The sequence below is a fragment of the Teredinibacter turnerae T7901 genome (genome assembly GCF_000023025.1).
Lineage (GTDB): Bacteria > Pseudomonadota > Gammaproteobacteria > Pseudomonadales > Cellvibrionaceae > Teredinibacter > Teredinibacter turnerae_B.
Genome location: NC_012997.1, coordinates 362,956 through 382,495, shown reverse-complemented (window position 1 = coordinate 382,495; position 19,540 = coordinate 362,956). Strand labels below are relative to the sequence as shown.

Below are 19,540 nucleotides of genomic sequence, written 5' to 3'. Positions count from 1 at the left end.
AAAAGCGTAATCTCAGGTGTCATCCCCAAGCGGGCGAACAATACGGGTAAGACCGGTATTGCGGAAGGTTGCGTCGATAACCCGGTTGATAGACTCGGTATCCGGCAGCCGCATCACTTCGCTCAATAAGCGCTCCGCCTGCTCCAGAGTCACACTGCGCACCACCGATTTTACCTTGAGCAAATTGGTGGCACTCATGGACAGCACATCGTATCCCATTGCCATTAGCAGGAGCGCGGCCGCCGGATCGCCAGCCAGCTCACCACAGATACTCACCGGCACCCCCTGACTGTGGGAGTCCACTACGATCGCTCGCAAAGCCCGCAACACCGCGGGGTGTAATGAGTGATACAAATCGGCGACGCGCGGATTATTGCGATCCACCGCAAGCAAATACTGTGTTAGATCGTTAGAACCTACGGAGAGAAAATCGACGCGTGCGGCAAAATCTTTCGCCTGGTATACCGCGCCGGGAACTTCGATCATAACCCCAAACGGCGGCATTTCGATTTGAAACCCCTCCTCCAGCAACTCGTCGTAAGCGCGATAAAGCAGCATTTGCGCGATTTCCAGTTCGGCGACGTTGCTCACCATCGGCACCATGATGCGCAGGTTGTTCAAACCCTCACTGGCTTTGAGCATCGCGCGAATCTGCACCAAAAATATTTCCGGGTGATCCAGCGTTACGCGAATGCCGCGCCAGCCCAGAAACGGGTTTTCCTCTTCGATGGGGAAATACGGCAGGGATTTATCGCCACCCACATCGAGCGTGCGCATAGTGACCGTATGCGGCGCAAATGCCTGTAGTTGATCGCGGTAGGTTTGCCGCTGCTCTTCCTCGCTGGGAAAACGGTCGCGCAACATAAACGGTATTTCGGTGCGGTAGAGGCCTACCCCTTCGGCGCCCCGCTCCAGGGAAATCATTGCATCGGCCATCAAACCAGTGTTGACCCACAGAGCCACCCGATGGTGATCCACGGTTTCGCAGGGCAGATCTTTGAGCGCTTCGAGGCCTGCAACCAGTTGCACGTCCTCATCTACAATAACCTGATACTGGGCGCGCAGGCCATCGCTAGGGTCGCTGTACACAGAGCCGCGATAGCCATCGACGATCAGCTCGCGCCCGTCCAGATGAGTAAACGGGAGATCCACCGCGCCCATCACTGTGGGAATCCCGATAGAACGCGCAAGGATCGCGATATGTGAGTTACTGGAGCCGCGCGTCGATACAATCCCCGCAAGCTTGCCTGGCGGCACTTCCGCCAGCACAGATGCAGACAGATCTTCCCCGACAAGGATGGTATTATCCGGATAGACCCGCTCTTTGCGCGACGACTCCTGCAAACAGGCAAGCACCCGGCAGCCGAGATCCCGCACATCCGAGGCGCGCTCGCGCAAATAGGGATCGTGCATGCTTGAAAACGTTTTTACGTGCTCGAGAATAACCGAGCTCCAGGCGTAGGGCGCAGCAAAGCCCTGGGATATCTTTTCGGTAACTTCCTGGGCCAGCGAAGTGTCTTCCAACATGCCGATATAGGCGTCAAACAACACCCGTTCTTCCCGGTTTAAGCGACTTTCCAATTCGCTGGCCAGACGCCGCACATCGGCGCGCACCAGTGACAGCCCCTGCTGAAAAAACTCCAGCTCAGCATCGACGGACTCACAGGTTTGACATGGCACCGAATTGAGATCGGCAACTGGCGAAGCCACCACGCAGACGCCGATCGCGACGCCGGACGCCCCCGGTACGCCGTTGAAGCGCACCTCGGTTTTTTTACCCATCCCGCGCAAAGCGCCGGTGGCTTCCGCATGGGCAATTACCGCAGCAAGCTGTGCCGACATAGTGACCAGAAATGCTTCCTCACCTTCATCGAACTTGCGTTTTTCGCGCTGCTGGATCACCAGTACGCCGAGAATCTGGCGGTGATGAATAATGGGCACACCGAGAAAGGAGCTGAAGCGCTCTTCACCGGTTTCAGGAAAATACTGGTAGCGCGGATGACTCTCCGCATCGTCGAGGTTGAGCGGTTCTTCGCGGGATGCGACATGCCCCACCAAACCCTCTTTCTCAGAAAGCTTTACCCGGCGCACCGCACTCTTGTGCAGACCTTCCGTCGCCATCAACACGAACTGACGCTCGTTGTCGCGCAGATAAACCGAACAAACTTCGGTTTTCATCGCCTGCTTAACCCGGGTAACAATGATTTCCAACACTGAATTCAGATCCGCAGCGGCGTTGACCTCCTGGACAATACTGCGCAACGAATTCAGCATAGCGACTCCCCATCTACCAGCGGCAAACCGCTCAGCAGGCTGTTGTGCGGCGCTACCAGTTCCTTGAGCGCACGGCGGTAGACTTCTCGTTTAAACGAAACCACTTTGGACAGCGGATACCAATAGCTCACCCAGCGCCACTCATCAAACTCCGGCGGGCCGCCGCCGATCAGGTCGACAGCGGAATCTTCAGCCAGCATTTTTAACAAAAACCATTTTTGTTTTTGACCAACACATCGCGGCTCTTTTTGCCGAACCAGCTTCTGCGGCAGACGATAACGCAACCACCCCTGAGTGACCGCGAGGATTTCAACATCCTCGGCCTTAAGACCCACCTCTTCCTGTAACTCTCGATAGAGGGCCTGCTCTGCCGACTCGGATTCTTTGATCCCACCCTGTGGAAATTGCCAGGCATCCTGTCCGCCAACGCGACGCGCCCACAGCACCCGGCCGCTGCCGTCAGCCAGAATAATTCCCACGTTGGGGCGGAATCCGTCGGTGTCGATCACAGATAACCTCGCAATTAAATAGTTGTTATAATCCCTATTGTTTCACAAACCCGGGGTTGTGAACACTCATGGCAGATTGCCCTCGCACAGCCATCCACCCCCTCCGCCTTTTGGATACCCATCTCTTGAGTTTAGCAATATTTGACCTCGACAATACCCTGATTGGCGGCGACAGCGACCATGCCTGGGGCGAATTTCTGGTAGCTGAAAAAATCGTCGATGCCGACACACACAGCCGCACCAACGACCGATTCTACGAGGACTACAAGCGCGGCACTCTGGATATTCACGCCTATCTGCGATTTGCGCTTGCGCCCCTAAAACAGTACAACATGACTGAGCTGGACGAGTTGCACCAGCGCTTTTTTGCTGCCTGTATACGCCCGCTGTGGCTGCCCAAGGCCGAAGCGCTCATTGCAAGCCACCGCCAGCAAGGGCACCGGCTGCTGGTTATCACAGCCACTAACCGGTTTATCACCGCACCCATTGTTGCCGCTCTCGGAATAGACGATCTGCTGGCAAGCGATGCGGAAATTGTGGACAACCGCTACACCGGCGAGCCGAGCGGTATTCCCTGTTTTCAGCAAGGTAAAGTAGCGCGTTTGAAAAATTGGCTTGCCGAAACCGGGGAAACGCTGGCCAACAGTTATTTTTACAGCGATTCTGCCAACGACTTGCCCTTGCTCCAAGTTGTCGATCAGCCGGTTGCCGTCGACCCGGACGAACGCCTCCGTGCCTTCGCCGAACAGCACCAATGGCCAATTTTATCTTTGCGCTGAGCCGCGCACGAACCCCACATTGAGGTTAAGTATGGATACCCGAATCTTGTCCGCCTGCTGTCTCAGTTTGTGCTGCTGGTTGAGCGCCTGCCAACAAAAATCGAACGAACCTGCTGAACAAGCGACGCCGACACCACAGGCAACCGGTGTTGACATGTCGGAGCAAAACAAAACTTACTGGGACACAGGGAGCCATGCGCTAGCGTCCTCACTCAACGCTGCGCAAAAACTACAGGCACTGATACGCGCCTTCCTCGCCAACCCCAGCGGCGATTCGCTGGCCGCAGCGCAGGAGCAATGGATTCATACGGAATCTGCCTGGCAGAGCTTCTTTTTTTACTCCCAATGGCCAGTCACACTGACGGACGTTTACGCCCCCCTGTCGCCACTGCTATTCAACATAGGCGCGCGCCCGATCCAACCGGGATACCTGGACTACGTTGGGCCCTACCCTTACGCTGGCCTCGTGCACGATATCAGCGTGCCTCTTTCTGCTGAGAGCCTCGAAGAGCAACACGGTATGATGGACGCGGAAGCGGCGGCGCTGGGCATCTACGCCATTGAGTTTATGCTGTTTGGCGAACAGAACACGCGACCAAGCAGCGACTATCAGCCCGCAACAACCCTGACATCTGCCCAGCGGGAGCAGGGCTTCCAGCAGGCCATCGAGTTGCCCGCCAACCGGCGCCGCGAATTACTCAACCTGCAAACGGACCTGCTGGTTGCGCATTTGACCGCATTGCAAACCCTGTGGAATGACGACAGTAAGAACAGCATTCGCAGTCATTGGCAGCGCATGTCGAATGATGCGCAACAGGTCGCAATGCTTAGCAACCTTGAGCGTACCACCACACATCTGCTGCTGGAAATTGCCCGAGCGACCCCCAATGCACAGCCTGCTGAACCAATCGACGGCAAACCGCTGTCGCCCTCCGCGCTCGCACAAGCGGTCAGCTCATTAAAAATTGCCAGCGCCTGGCTCGTTGACCCAGAGCCCATCGACGCCCGCGCCTGCTTCGACAACGTCGCCACCCAGCTCAGGAACGCCACAACAGTTGAAGCCTGGAGCGATATATATCAACTGTTCCGCACTTGCGCCAATTCAGACGCCAGCGCGACACTGCCATCACTGCAGGAACAAGATGGCTGAAGCACAGGCATACGGGGCAACTTTTGCTCAGCGGGTGCCAAAAGCGACTAAACTAAAGAGATCATCAGACCTCGGATCAGTCATCGCCAATGAGTACGGAACTTACCCCGGAGCAAATACAGAAGGTTCTTCAGGGTATTGCTATACCACCTCAGCCGCAGGTTTTGGTCGATTTACAAATGGAACAATTAAAGCCGGACTGGAGCATCCAGGAAATCGCGCGGCTTATTTGCCAGGATGTCGGCCTCTCTGGCAGCATTTTGAAAACCGTAAACTCGCCATTTTATAAACACTCCAATACCATCACATCGATAGATCAGGCGGTCAATTTACTTGGCGTCAACAGTGTCGTGAATCTGGTAAACGCGCTGTCAATCAAGGGCGCGCTATCCGACGATGACATTATTGCCCTTGGGCGTTTCTGGGATACGGCGATGGACATCGCAATCACCTCCTCTGTGATCGCCAAGCAGATTGGCGTGCCCAACCCTGAGGAAGCCTACACCCTGGGGCTGTTTCACAATTGTGGCGTGCCGCTGTTGATGTCCCGCTTTGCCAACTACAACCAGGTCATGATCGCAGCCTACGCTGATGCGGGCGAGCGCATTGTGGAAGTGGAAAACCGGCTAATAAATACCAACCACGCTGTGGTCGGCTACTACGTGGCAAAGTCCTGGAACCTGCCCGACTATCTTTGTGAGGCGATCCACGAACACCACCGCATCATGAAAACCTTTGCCGAAGAATCCGCCAGCGCACGCAAAAAAACCTTGCTTGCGGTACTTAAAATGGCAGAGCACATTTGCGGAAACTACCGCATTCTCGGCCAGCAGAACGAAGACTACGAGTGGGCACGAATTCAGGAAATTGTGTGGATGTACACAGGGCTAACCGAATATGAATTTGCCAGCCTCAAACTTCAGATCGAGGAAATGGGCCTGGGCTCGCTGACATATTACGACTAAGGCGAACTGCAGGACCACCCCGCTCAACCATGCATAGCTAAAGGCGGGGTCAAAATGTTCTTAACCTGAATTTACACAGTGGCGCCGGGAAAAAAATACGCCCATAAAAAACCCGGCACCAGGGCCGGGTTTCTTAAAACAGTTTCTTGCACGCGTTAACTGTCGTCTTCGACCGACTTCACATAGGCCTCAGAATCCATCGCACCGTCCAACTCGGACACATCGCTTGGCTTAACCTTGAAGAACCAGCCCTCGTCATAAGGCGATTCGTTTACTGTCTCAGGCGCTTCTTCCAGTAACTCGTTTACGGCAATTACTTCGCCTGTCACTGGGGAGTAGATGTCTGATGCGGCTTTGACGGATTCGACCACGCCAGCTTCCTCACCCGCACTCACCTGCGAGCCCACTTCAGGTGTTTCGACAAATACCACATCACCCAGGGCTTCCTGTGCGTGATCAGTAATACCGATGGTAACGGTGCCGTCTTCCTCAACCCTCGCCCACTCGTGGCTGGAGAGGTATTTCAACTCGCTGCGAATTTCACTCATGATGATTTCCTGCTGTCACTTATTTTTAACTCGACTGTATTCTAAAACACTTTATTACCGCTGCGCACGAAGCACGGCGAGATGATTTTGACTTCCAACTGACGATTGCGCACGTTCACCACTGCCTGGTCGGTAAAACCCACCGGGACGCGCGCAAGCGCAATTGAATAGCCCAGTGTGGGTGAAAAGGTTCCGCTAGTAATCACCCCAACGCCATCAACACCCGGCGCGGTCACCTCCTGCTCCGCTCGCAGCACGCCCTTGCCGGTATACACCAGGCCGACCAGCTTGTGACTGATACCCGCGGATTTTTCCGCCGTGAGCGCTTCACGCCCGATAAAATTGCGCTCTGCAGGCTCCCAGGCCACTGTCCAGGCCATATTCGCCACCAGCGGCGAGGTATCGTCGTCCATTTCGTGGCCGTATAAATTCATTCCCGCCTCAAGACGCAGGGTATCTCGCGCACCCAAACCGCACGGCGTAACGCCAATACGCGCAAGATCCTGCCAGAGCTGCACAGCGGCCTCTGCGGGCAAAATGATTTCGTAGCCGTCTTCACCGGTGTACCCGGTGCGCGCGACAAACCAATCGGCGTAACCCTCACCGCTGAGCGGCACGCCCTGAAATATCTTCAGCTCCTCCAGCACAGCCGCGCCGATCAAATCGTGCACTTTTCCGCGTGCCAAGGGGCCTTGTACTGCGATCATTGCAAGCTCTGGACGCTCGATAACAGTGACATCGTAAGCTTCCGCCTGCGAATTTATCCACGCGAGATCTTTTTCTCGCGTTGCGCAGTTCACCACCAGACGATAGCCGTTAACCATCAAATACACGATTAAATCGTCGATGACACCACCGGATTCATTCAACATACCGGTATACAATGCCTTGCCTGGCAGTTTCAATCGATCAACATCGTTGGCCAATAAATAACGCAAAAAATCCCGCGCACCAGTGCCCTGTATATCCACCACTGTCATATGCGACACATCGAACATCCCAGCCCCGTTGCGCACAGCGTGATGCTCTTCTATCTGTGAGCCATAGTTAACCGGCATATTCCAACCGCCAAAATCCACCAGTTTTCCGCCCATGTCACGGTGCAGATCGAACAGGGGTGTTTGTTTGAGCATAAGGGAGACTCCCGAGATCTAAAGCTCGCTATTCTACTGAAAAGGGCGCACCCGCTGAAACGTTGTGACAGCCTTTTCACAAATTAAAATGCGCGCAGTCAGAAATTAGTACGCTACACAGTTTGCTCGCGCTGTGGTACAACAGCGCGCCCGTAAACGATGTTCAGACACTATGTCCAGTTTTGCCGATAGATTACTCGCCTGGTTCGACGACCACGGCCGCAAAAACCTGCCCTGGCAACATCCGATCACACCCTATCGAGTATGGCTGTCGGAAATAATGTTGCAACAGACCCAGGTGGAAACTGTCATCCCGTATTTTGAGCGGTTTGTGGCGAAGTTCAGCGGATTCGCCAGTTTGGCTGAGGCGCCACTCGACGAGGTACTGCACCTCTGGACGGGCCTGGGCTACTACGCGCGAGCGCGCAATCTCCATCGCTGCGCCCAGCAAGTTGTGGCGCAACACGGTGGCGACATGCCATCAGATATGGCCGAGCTGGAACAACTACCGGGAATTGGACGCTCCACCGCCGCTGCAATCGCCAGTATTGCGTTTGAGCAACCCTGCGCCATTCTTGACGGTAACGTAAAACGGGTGCTTGCGCGCTACCATGCAGTAGAAGGCTGGCCCGGTAAATCCTCTGTCCACGATACCCTGTGGCAATTCGCCGAAAAGCACATGCCCCGGGAACGTTGCCGGGACTACACCCAGGCAATCATGGATCTCGGTGCGACCTTGTGTACACGGGCGAACCCCCAATGCGAGGTCTGCCCGATGCGCCGCGGCTGCAAAGCGAAAAAGACCGGCCAACCGCAAAGTTTTCCGGGCAAAAAACCACGAAAAATACTGCCGGTGAAAACGGTTCAGATGCTGATTATGCGCAACCCACAGGGCCAGGTGTTATTGTTACAAAGACCCCCGACCGGTATTTGGGGCGGGCTGTGGAGCTTTCCCGAAATCGAGACGGGCAGCGATTGTGAAAACCATATCGCCGCCCAATTCGGGCGAGTGCAGCATTTGACGCGCTGGCCGGTGATGCGCCACACATTCAGCCACTACCACCTGGATATCGCGCCCGTGGTTGCAGATCTATTACCGCGACCGCAAAACATCGCAGAAGCGGACTCGCGCGTCTGGTACAACCTCAAAAGCCCACCGGCACTGGGATTGGCCGCACCGGTAAAAAAATTACTGACCCTACTCGACGAATTTAACCTGGAGGCCCAATGACTCGCACAGTACACTGTCGTAAATACAATAAAGAAATGGAAGGCCTGGCGGTACCACCGCTGCCGGGGGCCAAGGGCACCGAACTGTTCAATAGCGTGTCCAAACAGGCGTGGCAGGAATGGCTGCAACACCAGACCATGTTAATCAACGAAAAACAATTGAATTTAATGGACCTTACCGCCCGCGCGTACCTCACTGAGCAAATGGAAAAATTTCTGAGCGGTGCCGATTACGATCAGGCAGATGGATACGTGCCCAAGTAGTTGACCATTTTCAAATGGAGTTAAAGCGTGAACAGGATCGTTTCACTACTCGTCGCTCTATTTTTACCGATAATGTTGCCGATACATGCTATCGCTGCGAATACCGTGCTCAGCTGCGATGCGTTTGCCAGCCACCCAACGCCGATCGGAACTCTGGTAAACAATGTCTGGAATCAGCAGGCGGCGGGAAAAGCACGGTGGGAACAATGCCTGTTACAACGCGACGGGCCAAACGGGCCGGAATATGGCTGGCGCTGGCGCTGGCCCGCAACACCTCGTGTAGTTTTCGCACAACCGCAAATCACCCACGGCAACACGCCCTGGACCAGCCACCCGACACCCCAATCCGGCTTTCCGATTCCGCTCACAGGGCTGGACCACCTGACCATTAGCTACGCTGTAACCACCACCGGCGATGCGGACTTCAACCTGGCGACCACTTTCTGGCTCACCGACCTCGACCAGGTGCCGCCGCAAGCAGATATCAACAGCATACGCGCTGAATTTATGGTGTGGAGTTATGCATCCGATAATTTCTTCAGTACGCCTGCAGGCCGCAAGCGCGCGACCGTTGAAATTAACGGTATCGAATGGGAAGTGTGGGTCGAACGTCGCTGGCACGATACGTCTGGTACCAACGACAACCGCTGGATTTATATTGCGTTTCGCAGCACGAAAAATTATCTCGACATTACCTACAATGCCGCAGAGCTTGTGCATTACGCGTTGCAGAGAGGCTTCCTCGACAGCGAGTGGAGCATTGCCGATATTGAATTAGGCAACGAAGTTATGCGCGGTACCGGAGAAACCTGGGTACACAAATTTCGCGTTTCCACCCCCGCGCTTAACACCGACAATATTTAGCAGCAGCTTCATTATTGGTACAAAGTGTGTATAGCGCTGGCCGGAGGTAGTTTAATGAAAATATCGATTATCGGATTAGGCAAGGTTGGTTCCAGCCTTGCCTTTGTTTTATCACAGCGCAACATCGCGAAAGAACTCATGTTGGTGGGTCGCCGCAAAGAATCAGTGATGGGTGACGTACTGGATTTACGCCACGGCCAATTGTTTGTAGATGCACCAACAAGGATCACCGCGGGCGAGCTTGCTGACACAGCAAACTCTGACATCATTGCCATTTGTGCGTCTGTCCCTACAACACCGGACATGACCGATCGGCTGCAACAGGCGCCCGCTAACGTCGCGCTGCTCAAAGCCATGTTTCCCATACTCTCAGATGCATCGCCAAACGCAAAAATTGTGATGGTTTCGAACCCCGTGGATGTGCTGGTGCATTTCGCTTTGGAGTTCAGCGGCTTTGCACCACATCAGATCATGGGTACTGGCACCCTGGTGGACTCCGCGCGCTTTCGCCAGCTACTGGCAGACGAGATACATATCCACATGGAAGATATCCGCGCGTACATTCTGGGCGAGCACGGCGACAGCCAGTTCCCCGCCATGAGCTGCGCCGATGCCGGTGGCGAACCTATTGACGACACACCCCACCGCCGCGAGTTGTTTAAGCGTGCGTCCAACGCCGGGTTCGAAGTGTTCAAATACAAAGGCTACACCAACTATGCTATTGCGCTGGCGGCTGCGGATATTATTCAGTCCATCGCCAGTGATACCAAAAATACCATGCCGATCAGCCTTAAGGTAAACGGCTTTCTCGGCGTCGACGACGTTTGCCTCAGCTTGCCTGCCGTAGTGGGCGCACGCGGTGTAGAGCGGGTTTTACACCCCAAGCTGGACGATAAAGAAAAGCAGGAATTTCTGCACAGCGCGGGGGTTATTCGCGAGGTGATTAATCAGGTTAATGCAGGTTTGCCCTAGCCGTTTTTAAACAGGCAGTCACCCGACATCCCATCCCCGTCGGGTGACTGCCTGCAGCGTGTTTAGCGGTTAGGCGTTGCGCGCTGGGAATGCAGCATTTAGATGTTCCCCAAAGCGCACAAAATCACTGTCTATTTGCGGGTTTTTGAGCACGTCGTAACACACGAATGTGGGCAGTGCGCTCATCGCCATAAACTTGTAAACCAAGTGAATATGGCCAAATAAATCATCCACACTCTGACCTGCAAAAAAGTGTTGCGACGAATTGTTAAACGCATCTTCCGGCGCGTTAAATGTAAGCGACAACATATATTTTTTATCGCTCGCCAGCCCACCACTTCCGTATTGCGCAGCTGGGTTTTCACGGCTGCGACCGTCACCATTCCACAACTGCCCAAAACTCGCCGACGCAACCAGATCAATATAGCGCTTCATCGACCAGGGCACGCTCATCCAGTTTACTGGGGCTTGAATAATGATGGCGTCGGCCCACAGGTGCATATTCACTTCGTGTTCCAGATCCAGATTTTCGGCGGGCTTGGTGGTTTTGACACTGTAGCCCAGTGCCTGCAATTGTTGCTGCGCCCGATCCACCAATTCCCGATTCAAGTTACCGGGTGACGACTCATAGGGCTCATGGCCGTTGATGATGTAAATATTTTTCATAGTGCATTACTCATAATTAAACCGTTGGCTCAGCGCTTTGCCTGATTATCAGGGTATTTTATCCAGCGACGACTCACCAACCGGTAATAGTTCAGCGGCGAGCGGACCAATTCATCTGCAGCGACTCCCGCCAGTGCACCGATTAGACCCCAACCGAGGTGAACCCCCATAAACCAGGCCACAGGTACACCCACAAGCCAGTTAAAGATGAAGCCCAAAATCGCGGGGTAACGGGCGTCTCCCGCGGCGGCAAGAGAGAAGGAGAGCGTTGCATTAAAAGCGCGACCAATCTCAATGCCGAGATAGGCCAACATCGCCGTCGTCGCCATACTCACAATAGCCGGGTTATCGCTGAACAGCGGGAATAATTGTCCGGAAATACTGTAAAGCACCAGCGTAATCGGCATGGCAAACATTAAGCAACGCAAAATGCTGCGTTTCACTTCACTTTCCACTTTCTCGTATTGCCTGGCACCGACCAGGTGCGCGGTCCATATCGCTTGCCCCTGGGAAACAGAAAAACTCCACAACACGGAAAACATCATCGCTTGATGGACGTAGGTGTAAGCCGCTGCAGCGAGTTCATCGATGCGGATCACAATGCTCACCATCACCACCTGAAACATGGTGTAACTCAACAGGTCACCGCAATTGGGAATCGCAATTCCGAGTACAGGTCGCGTCAGTTCATGCAGGCGGTCAACCACCCGTTTCACAAAGATAAATCGCACATGCAAATATTTATGGGCCACCCAGGCAATCGCCAGCAGATACACCAGGTGCGATACCGCAGTTGCCAGCGCAACACCGACCACACCGAGTTTGGGCGCACCAAATAAACCCAGAACAAAAATGGCGTTAAGCACGAGGTTCACGGCGTTGGAGATTAGCGCACAGATAAGGTTCACCCGCGACTTGCCTTTTACCGCCACGATTGTGCTGTATCCCAAACGCAAACTCAGCAGGAAAAAGGCGGGCCCGAGAATGGCGAGGTAGGTGCTCGCGTAACCCAGGGCTTCACCTTGCAGGCCCATCCAGGTTGGAATAAGCGAGCGACCGACAAAGAGCATCGCCGCAAACACAGCCCCAAACACAATGGCAATCAACATCGCGTACATAAATGCCAAGGTCGCTCGAACACGATTTTTGGCACCGATGCTCTGGCCTGCGATAGATCCGGCCCCACCACACAGCGTGCGACTCAACAGAGTGAACACCAGAATAATCTGAGTACATGCGCCCAACGCAGCAACCGCTTTGTCAGCCACCAGCGACATAAAAAACACATCGACCAGGCCAATCGAATTGATGGCCACCATTTCAAAATACAGTGGAATAGCCGTTGTCCACACATTTAGCGGTTTCTTTGCTTTCATAACTTCAACCGGGTACCTCAGGAAAAAAGCGCGGCAGTATAACGAATCCACACAGTGGTGCTCTTAAAAATTCTCTTTAGGAACCTCTGATTATTTATTGACAGAAGATACGCCGCACATAGAATGCGCGGCTCAGACATCTCTCACGGGAGGGGTAACACCGCCATGACGCTTACTGCAGCAACGACAGCACAAACCACCTTATAACCCCTTTCGGCGGAGTCGCTCGAGGGGGAGAAGCATCCACAGACTACCTCTGAGCCAGTTATAAAAGCCCTGGCAGTAACCTGAACAGGGCTTTTTTATATGTGCGGAAATGGGAATTCTCATAGGGATTGCCTTGGAAACATTACCCTGGAAACATTGCCAGGGAATCCATGCATGGGATCGCTCATGAGAACGTTTATGGGCTCGGGGCAGTGCTCAGGTTACCCCAAAACGCACTAGGCTGTGAGGAGGCGTGATAGGATATAAAGCCGAAAGTTGGTAACCAACAGGGGCTAAAACATTTGACCAAAATATGTAACTAAACAGGTAACTAAACAGGTAGCAACAATGGCCAAGAGCAAGAAAACATCAACAGAGTACACGCGGAATTTCCACGCGTGCCATCCCATAATGAAAAAAGGCGGTGTTCATGAAAAAAGCCGTGGCGCTAAACGCGCATCGCAAAAACGTGCCACCCGGAAACTGGTTAGCGACCAACTCGGTCGCTCCCCTCTTGCCGCCTAATCACCCTGCCAGCGCAGTACTACTCGTAAGACGTTTCCCTCTCACCATCTGCCATATCATCCACCCCGCTGTCTTCCGGTTCTGAAGGTTCTTCAACGGCCGAATCCGGACCTGGCGCAGCAAAATCCTCAGCATACATCTCGACACATTCCTGCACATATACAGCGCGATCAGATGCGTCGTAGCTGTCGGCCGGATATAAATTATTACAATATTCCTGCACGGATTCGGCGGAGGCCGCAGTACAGATTACGAGGGCTACACCCAATAAAATCAGCCGTACCATGTTGGCACCCCTGTTGTGATCAAGTACGAAGTTTTTACTGTGCTTTAGGGCGTTTGGCAAGCGCTTTTTTACCCTGATGCGAACCCTGGTTCAGCCCGCCGAACGGGAACCTGAGTCAGCTCCCACCACTTGATCACGAATCCGAAATAAATTGTGCAACGTCCGAAACCAGAAAGGCGCGCCGAGGCTGATCAACAGCGTACTTATCAAAATTCCAAGCAAATTACCGAGCGTGCGCAGCACGGGATTGGGGCCGTCGGTCACCAGATAGCAGTCACAATCCTGGGGGAATGGTGTGAACTGAAAAATCGCAAACTCCTGTGCCACCACTTTGGTCACCGTGTTGAACTCCTGCACCGCAGGTTCACCGGCCTTAGCGGTATCGATATCGCCGGCCGCCACCTGTTCAGCCCCATACTGGGAATAGGCCGCAGCCACTTCGGGGTTAGCGGAAATCGAGCGTAGCAAATCGAAAGCATTCAGGTGAAAAACGAGCGCCAGAATCAACGCCAGTACCAGAGCCATACGATCCATCCAGGCTTTGAATTGGTGCCGCATCGCGGTTTCCAGCTTGGGAAACAACTCATCCAGCAATTGCAATGACGTGGTCGCTCCCTCGGGTAGCGCCTGATCCTCGGCGCTGCCATCGCATATCCGTAAAATCCGCGAGCGGATCTCTTCCTTGCCAACATGCGCGACTTCCTTCACCAAACGCCCGTTAAAAGAGCTTTCATCCAGCATTTGGCCGATGGCCTGCGCCAGAAACGCCTGGGTGTGCGGAAACTCTTGCCCTATCTGGCCTGCAAAATCTGTTAACTGCTGGCGTAGCACCCGGTACCGCTGTTGCGCAATTTGCTGAACTCCCTGTGCCAGCGTGGTCACCATCAGGCTGAAAAACAGCATCACCGAAGCAAACGCAATCAGAATTCCCAGAATATCCCACAGCAAAACGTCGTCCCCTTACGCAGTAACCCCACTGCGTTCCGCAATATATTTTTCCGCGCAGTTTAACAAGTTTGTCGCATCGAAAGTGGGGCGGCTGCCAGGCGAAAGCATTGGGAAAGGAAGGACGTTGCTCGATAGGCGCAACACTTTAAAACAAAAACGGGGCGCTAGAGAGCGCCCCGTTGCGACAAAAAATAAAGTCCTAGTAAAGATAGACAGCGCCGGATTTATTCGCTGTATTGTTGGACTGACTGCCACTTAGCCCGGTAGCATCGCTTTGCTCGTAGGGTGCACCGACGATGAGTGAATCACCGGAAGCATCCAGCGCAAGGGTCGCACCGAAGCGATCACCGGCATCGGTGTTGGGCGACTTCACGTAACGCCACTGCTGCCAAGCGTCTGCATCGCGTGTGAACACGTAGGCGGCGCCAGCATCCGTCACACTGTTGTCGTACACATTCCCGTGAATGGCCTGCGCAACGCTGCTCTCACCGATCGCACCCACCACCAGCGTGTCTCCGGTTGCGTTCATCGCAACCGCACTGCCAAAGCGATCACTTGGGTCGCTGTTATCAGACTTTACATAGGTAGTTTGGACAAAGCCTGCTGCCGTATCAGCAAAAATGTAAGCTGCTCCTGAATCCGCTGCGGCCAGATCTGATTGTTCGCCATTCACACCGAAACCCGAACTTTTTTCACCCGGCGCGCCAACAGCCAAACGTGCTCCATCTGCGGCCAGGGTAACCGCGGCACCAAAGCGCATACCATCGTGCGGGTTGGATGCGTTAAGCGCTTGCGTCTGCTCCCAGGTGCCACCTAGCAGATCAAAAACATACGCCTTACCGGTTTTGGCTGCAGGTGTGGCGCCTGTTGTAAAGTACTCCGCGCCCACCAGCAGGCGGTCACCATTCGCCGAAATCGACAGAGCACTACCGAACTGGGCACCTTCTTGCGCATCGTCTGGTTGTACTTTTTGTACCGCTTGCCAGTTGTCCCCGGTCAACGCGTACACAAATACTGCACCGGCGTTTGCTCCGGCAGGCATTTCGTCGCCAATCGCTGAAATTGCGAGAGTCGCTCCGAAGTCGCTGATACTGACACGGCTACCGAACTGCGCACCCTCATGCCCGGCGGAAGCTTTCAAATAATTCTGCTCGAACCAGGTATCACCAAAACGCTGATACACATAAACCGCGCCGGAATCTCGCGCAGTGTTATCCGCTTGCTCACCATCCACAGCGAAGTCACCGCCATCTTCAAACGGCGCACCGACAACCAGCGTATCGCCATCCGAGCTCAAGCTTACACTGGAACCAAAGCCATCACCTTCGTCCGGATAATCCGCTTTGATATACGCCTGAATTCGCCAGCTGTCTTCGTCTTTCACATACACATAAACCGCCCCAGAACCACTCACAGAATTATTGCCATCGTCCTGATTTACCCCGCGCGAACCACTGTCCTCTGCTGGAGCACCTACGGCAATGGTGCGGCCATCGGCGCTGATATCCAGTACCGAGAACTGATCGCCCTCGTCGGTATTCGGCGCTTTAAAATAGCCAATTGAGCGGCGCATATAGTTGTACAGCGAAATTTCTTCTGTGGTCGAGCAGGAGGCGTTGGTGCAAGCCTGCAGCATATATTCAGCGCCCAGCCAATCGTGTTTGTGAATGGGGACATCCATCGTGTAGCCTACGGCAGCCGAGCTGAAGGTACGACCTTTTTGAATAAAATCCGCATTTTCGTCGGCTTTTTCCAGCAGACTATAACTTACCGCACCGGTAACAGTTGGCCAGGAAAAAATAATATTTTTAAAGCCTGCATGGGCAGAAAGCGCGATGTCCACCGTTTCTACGGTAAAGGTATCTTCTTCGTCACCCACGGTCAGAACAGCTTCTGTTTCGGTCGATAATTCATCCGAGGACATAACGCGCACACGGACAATTTGACCATTGACGATTTCGCCCTCTTCGTCCGTATATTCGCCACCGTCAATAGAATATTCACCGCCCTCAATGGAAATTGGCGTTTCAGTGTTAATGCCCTCAATTTCAATCGCGTCGGAAATGACATATTGCGCGAGCCCGACATCCTCTTCATCGGTAAAAGCAAAGGCGTCGGGACTCGTATCATCCTTGCTGCCGGACGACCCGCCACAGGCCGACAACAGCACAGGCAAAACCACAAGCAGAAGCGAAGAACCCAAAGTATTTTTTGTTTTCATAGAGCGGTATCCAGTCATCATTATTAAACCGCCCATAAGACACTATTTCACACACAAATATTCGTAAAAATTTGTTTTTTACACTCCTTTACATCGTGTAACAATTAGCAAAATAAATTTACATTTAGCAACAAAACTTAACAGATCACTGTCGTCATAATAGCGTCCTTTAACTTCGTATTATCCACCGCTTAGCGAGATCATCCAATGACGACAAAGGGACATCTGGCAGTTGCCTTTTTCTGCTTAATTACACTGATCGGTTGCAATGGCTCCCCAGAAAAAACCACTCCGGATATCCCCGATCTCAGTTTACAATCTCTCACAATTAACGGTAATTCGGTTGCCCTTGAAAAGGGAAAAACCGCAACATACGAAGTCGATTTAACTGCAGACACGCAAACCATTGACATTAAAGTAGGTGTGACCAGTGAGGTCGAGAGCGCATTTTATACCTTCAGCAACGGTGACCGAGCAATCAGTTCAACGGAATTTATCCCCGGCGATGCAATTACGCTTACGGTCGGTGACGGTACCAACCGGCTCACTATTACTTTGGTTGACGGCACTGCCGAAACCAGCTTGACCTACGCAGTCCATCTCTTTCGCCTGTCCCGCGACGCGTCACTTACGGGCTACGTTTTTTACGACAACGACGACAATTCCATCGTGCTATCGCCAACATTCAGTAGCACACACTACGACTACACCGCAAATGTTGATTACGACACCTGTTTTTACTACGGACAATTTTATACCGGCTATGCGGATAACACAGTGACGCTAAATGGTGACGACATCGACAACGCAGAAATTTTTGCACGTTATTTAGAGCCAGGAGAAAATATTTTTGACACCCATGTGAAAGCGGCGGTGGGCGAGCGTGAGGTTATTTATAGCGTGGGGATTACACGCGAACAGCCTACCGAAACCCAATTGCAAGCCAATGCGCGTTTAGCACAGTTGACGATCGACGACACCGACATGGATTTTCTCTGTGCGCAGAATGTTTACAGCATTGCGGTTAATTCAGACCAACCCTCGCTGGAAATCACCGCCAAACCAGAAGTCGACGGTATTGATATGGTCATTGGCGATCAGGATTTAACGGCGAACGAGCCGATTACCATTCCCTTGGCCGACGGCGATACCCTGGTGCAACTTGTCAGTACCGCACTCAACGGCAGCCAGACACAAACTTACAGCATTTATGTATACCGCCGCACGACCAACATGGTTTCCGTAAGTAGTGCCGCGGAATTACAACAGGCCCTGCAAAACGCCCAACCCAATGATCAGATAGTGGTGGCACCAGGCACTTATGCAGGGGAAATCGCTACCAGCGGCAATAGTGAGGCGCACTTCTATTCGGGCCGCTCAGGTACACCGCTCAACCCCATTTATTTGATGGCGGAAGACAGTGATGAAGACACCGTCCTTAGGGGGAACGTCATAGGTACTGGAACCGTCCTCAAACTCACCGGAGACAACTGGCGAATATCCGGTCTGGAAATCTCCCAGGGCGCGACCGGTGTGCACCTGGCGTCTGCCAGTAATAACCGGTTGAGCGATGTTGATATTCACGATGTAACGCAGGCATTACGGATTAATCAGGGCAGCACCAAAAACGAGATCAGCCGCTGCGAATTTAGCGCAATTAACGGCAGCAACGCCCCTTTGGTGCAGGTGGCGGATGCTGAAACCTCCAGCGCCGGGTCAACACGTCTAAAGCGCAACGAGTTTTATACCCAGGGCGAACAGCCTGCGCTTTACCTGGCCGCCGGAGCGGACAGTACACTCATAGAAGCAAACCGATTGCAGGATTTATCCACAGCAACCAGCGACGATCCGGTGCCTCTGCTACTCGTTCACGGTAACAATACACAGCTGCGATTCAACAGTTTCTACCCGGTGGACACCGCTGATGCCCGCGCGCCGCTGCGCGTTGAAAACCCGGGCAATGGCTGGGGCAACAACACCTGGGTTTACGGCAACTGGCTGGTGTCGACCCAAACGGATTTATTACTGGAAGCTGAGACCGCCACACACCTTTACGCTACCGAGAACCTCGCCCGCGCCCCGATCGCATTGGAAGAAGACTACCGCACAGCAACCTACAGCGGCGGCAGTGTGGAAGTGGATACCTTTACGCCGCCACAGTTTCAAATAGTACTGGCGGACGAGACAGGAAGTTGTCTTGACCTTGAGGAAGTCAACGAGGTGAACATTGTGATTATTAACCCATGCAGCGACGCACAAACGCAGCGTTGGACCTGGGAAATGGCCGCAGATACGTTTATGTACCTGCGCAACCTGAGCGAGGATGAATACGCCTACATGATGCCAACCACCAGCTTCACAGAAAGCTGCACATCAATTGCGAGTGCCACCAGCATCGCCTACCTGTCCACCAAGCGGTATGGCTACGCCCAGCAATGGGCTCCAATCCAAGGTGCCAATGATGAAGATTATTACCTGGCGAATCGGCAGAATCTGAATTACGGTTTAACCGTCGCAGGCGGCACGTACACACCAGGCACCGCCGCCGTGGTTTGTCCGCTCAGCGATAGCAAGCGACAGACGTTCCTATTGCGTGAGATTGAATAAGGCGGCACCAAAGCCT

General features: G+C 53.5%; 17 protein-coding genes. 8 read left to right on the top strand and 9 right to left on the bottom strand.

Annotated elements, in window-relative coordinates; translation table 11 throughout:
* Positions 1-12: 12 nt before the first annotated feature.
* Complete coding sequence (ptsP, locus tag TERTU_RS01610) at positions 13-2,274, bottom strand: phosphoenolpyruvate--protein phosphotransferase (RefSeq protein ID WP_015817058.1); 2,262 nt, start codon at positions 2,272-2,274, stop codon at positions 13-15.
* A complete protein-coding gene (locus tag TERTU_RS01605) occupies positions 2,268-2,783 on the bottom strand; it encodes an RNA pyrophosphohydrolase (protein ID WP_015817383.1) in 516 nt (171 codons plus the stop codon). The genes ptsP and TERTU_RS01605 overlap by 7 nt, the downstream gene beginning before the upstream one ends.
* A gap of 125 nt (positions 2,784-2,908) precedes the next feature.
* Between TERTU_RS01605 and TERTU_RS01600 the strand changes: the two genes are divergently transcribed.
* The 3 genes from TERTU_RS01600 (at position 2,909) to TERTU_RS01590 (ending at position 5,677) form a co-directional block, all read left to right on the top strand.
* Complete coding sequence (locus TERTU_RS01600; RefSeq protein WP_015820550.1) at positions 2,909-3,562, top strand: histidinol-phosphatase; 654 nt, start codon at positions 2,909-2,911, stop codon at positions 3,560-3,562.
* 31 nt (positions 3,563-3,593) lie between these two features.
* The gene (locus TERTU_RS01595; protein ID WP_041590011.1) at positions 3,594-4,712 is read left to right on the top strand and encodes an imelysin family protein; all 1,119 of its coding nucleotides are present in this window, start codon (positions 3,594-3,596) and stop codon (positions 4,710-4,712) included.
* A gap of 89 nt (positions 4,713-4,801) precedes the next feature.
* A complete protein-coding gene (locus TERTU_RS01590) occupies positions 4,802-5,677 on the top strand; it encodes an HDOD domain-containing protein (protein ID WP_015817566.1) in 876 nt (291 codons plus the stop codon).
* Between the two features lie 155 nt (positions 5,678-5,832).
* Here the strand turns inward: TERTU_RS01590 and gcvH are convergent, their stop codons facing one another.
* Positions 5,833-6,225, bottom strand: a complete 393-nt coding sequence (gene gcvH, locus TERTU_RS01585; RefSeq protein WP_015818020.1) for a glycine cleavage system protein GcvH — start codon at positions 6,223-6,225, stop codon at positions 5,833-5,835.
* A 41-nt stretch (positions 6,226-6,266) separates the two neighbouring features.
* On the bottom strand, positions 6,267-7,358 hold the full coding sequence (gene gcvT / locus TERTU_RS01580; protein ID WP_015818756.1) for a glycine cleavage system aminomethyltransferase GcvT: 1,092 nt from the start codon (positions 7,356-7,358) through the stop codon (positions 6,267-6,269).
* Between the two features lie 172 nt (positions 7,359-7,530).
* On the opposite strand from gcvT, the gene mutY reads away from it, so the two are divergent.
* The 4 genes from mutY to TERTU_RS01560 are packed head-to-tail and all read left to right on the top strand — an operon-like array spanning position 7,531 to position 10,688.
* Complete coding sequence (mutY, locus tag TERTU_RS01575) at positions 7,531-8,589, top strand: A/G-specific adenine glycosylase (protein ID WP_015819553.1); 1,059 nt, start codon at positions 7,531-7,533, stop codon at positions 8,587-8,589.
* Positions 8,586-8,852 carry an oxidative damage protection protein gene (locus TERTU_RS01570; RefSeq protein ID WP_015818919.1) on the top strand — a complete coding sequence of 89 codons (267 nt, stop codon included), beginning with the start codon at positions 8,586-8,588 and terminating at the stop codon, positions 8,850-8,852. Before mutY ends, TERTU_RS01570 begins: the two co-directional genes overlap by 4 nt.
* A 27-nt stretch (positions 8,853-8,879) precedes the next feature.
* Positions 8,880-9,716 carry a GH12 family glycosyl hydrolase domain-containing protein gene (locus tag TERTU_RS01565; protein ID WP_015820413.1) on the top strand — a complete coding sequence of 279 codons (837 nt, stop codon included), beginning with the start codon at positions 8,880-8,882 and terminating at the stop codon, positions 9,714-9,716.
* Positions 9,717-9,770: 54 nt separating this feature from the next.
* Positions 9,771-10,688 carry a malate dehydrogenase gene (locus TERTU_RS01560; protein WP_015820042.1) on the top strand — a complete coding sequence of 306 codons (918 nt, stop codon included), beginning with the start codon at positions 9,771-9,773 and terminating at the stop codon, positions 10,686-10,688.
* A 69-nt stretch (positions 10,689-10,757) separates the two neighbouring features.
* Here the strand turns inward: TERTU_RS01560 and TERTU_RS01555 are convergent, their stop codons facing one another.
* The 5 genes from TERTU_RS01555 to TERTU_RS01535 form a co-directional block, all read right to left on the bottom strand.
* Positions 10,758-11,354 carry an NAD(P)H-dependent oxidoreductase gene (locus tag TERTU_RS01555; protein WP_015819986.1) on the bottom strand — a complete coding sequence of 199 codons (597 nt, stop codon included), beginning with the start codon at positions 11,352-11,354 and terminating at the stop codon, positions 10,758-10,760.
* Positions 11,355-11,383: 29 nt separating this feature from the next.
* Positions 11,384-12,730, bottom strand: coding sequence for an MATE family efflux transporter (locus TERTU_RS01550; protein ID WP_015817697.1), 1,347 nt, complete (start codon positions 12,728-12,730; stop codon positions 11,384-11,386).
* A 751-nt stretch (positions 12,731-13,481) separates the two neighbouring features.
* Complete coding sequence (locus TERTU_RS01545; RefSeq protein WP_015819098.1) at positions 13,482-13,748, bottom strand: hypothetical protein; 267 nt, start codon at positions 13,746-13,748, stop codon at positions 13,482-13,484.
* A gap of 90 nt (positions 13,749-13,838) precedes the next feature.
* On the bottom strand, positions 13,839-14,696 hold the full coding sequence (locus TERTU_RS01540; protein ID WP_015818118.1) for a hypothetical protein: 858 nt from the start codon (positions 14,694-14,696) through the stop codon (positions 13,839-13,841).
* Between the two features lie 199 nt (positions 14,697-14,895).
* Complete coding sequence (locus TERTU_RS01535) at positions 14,896-16,917, bottom strand: FG-GAP repeat protein (RefSeq protein ID WP_015817201.1); 2,022 nt, start codon at positions 16,915-16,917, stop codon at positions 14,896-14,898.
* A gap of 207 nt (positions 16,918-17,124) precedes the next feature.
* Between TERTU_RS01535 and TERTU_RS01530 the strand changes: the two genes are divergently transcribed.
* Positions 17,125-19,524, top strand: a complete 2,400-nt coding sequence (locus TERTU_RS01530; protein ID WP_015820416.1) for a cadherin-like beta sandwich domain-containing protein — start codon at positions 17,125-17,127, stop codon at positions 19,522-19,524.
* Positions 19,525-19,540: the final 16 nt, after the last annotated feature.

What these genes read in the sequence shown, in the direction of transcription:
- ptsP (WP_015817058.1), bottom strand. Translation starts at nt 2,274, where the DNA reads ATGCTGAATTCGTTGCGCAGTATTGTCCAGGAGGTCAACGCCGCTGCG.
- TERTU_RS01590 (WP_015817566.1), top strand. Translation starts at nt 4,802, where the DNA reads ATGAGTACGGAACTTACCCCGGAGCAAATACAGAAGGTTCTTCAGGGT.
- gcvT (WP_015818756.1), bottom strand. Translation starts at nt 7,358, where the DNA reads ATGCTCAAACAAACACCCCTGTTCGATCTGCACCGTGACATGGGCGGA.
- TERTU_RS01545 (WP_015819098.1), bottom strand. Translation starts at nt 13,748, where the DNA reads ATGGTACGGCTGATTTTATTGGGTGTAGCCCTCGTAATCTGTACTGCG.
- gcvH (WP_015818020.1), bottom strand. Translation starts at nt 6,225, where the DNA reads ATGAGTGAAATTCGCAGCGAGTTGAAATACCTCTCCAGCCACGAGTGG.
- TERTU_RS01535 (WP_015817201.1), bottom strand. Translation starts at nt 16,917, where the DNA reads ATGAAAACAAAAAATACTTTGGGTTCTTCGCTTCTGCTTGTGGTTTTG.
- TERTU_RS01595 (WP_041590011.1), top strand. Translation starts at nt 3,594, where the DNA reads ATGGATACCCGAATCTTGTCCGCCTGCTGTCTCAGTTTGTGCTGCTGG.
- TERTU_RS01570 (WP_015818919.1), top strand. Translation starts at nt 8,586, where the DNA reads ATGACTCGCACAGTACACTGTCGTAAATACAATAAAGAAATGGAAGGC.
- mutY (WP_015819553.1), top strand. Translation starts at nt 7,531, where the DNA reads ATGTCCAGTTTTGCCGATAGATTACTCGCCTGGTTCGACGACCACGGC.
- TERTU_RS01550 (WP_015817697.1), bottom strand. Translation starts at nt 12,730, where the DNA reads ATGAAAGCAAAGAAACCGCTAAATGTGTGGACAACGGCTATTCCACTG.
- TERTU_RS01560 (WP_015820042.1), top strand. Translation starts at nt 9,771, where the DNA reads ATGAAAATATCGATTATCGGATTAGGCAAGGTTGGTTCCAGCCTTGCC.
- TERTU_RS01530 (WP_015820416.1), top strand. Translation starts at nt 17,125, where the DNA reads ATGACGACAAAGGGACATCTGGCAGTTGCCTTTTTCTGCTTAATTACA.
- TERTU_RS01555 (WP_015819986.1), bottom strand. Translation starts at nt 11,354, where the DNA reads ATGAAAAATATTTACATCATCAACGGCCATGAGCCCTATGAGTCGTCA.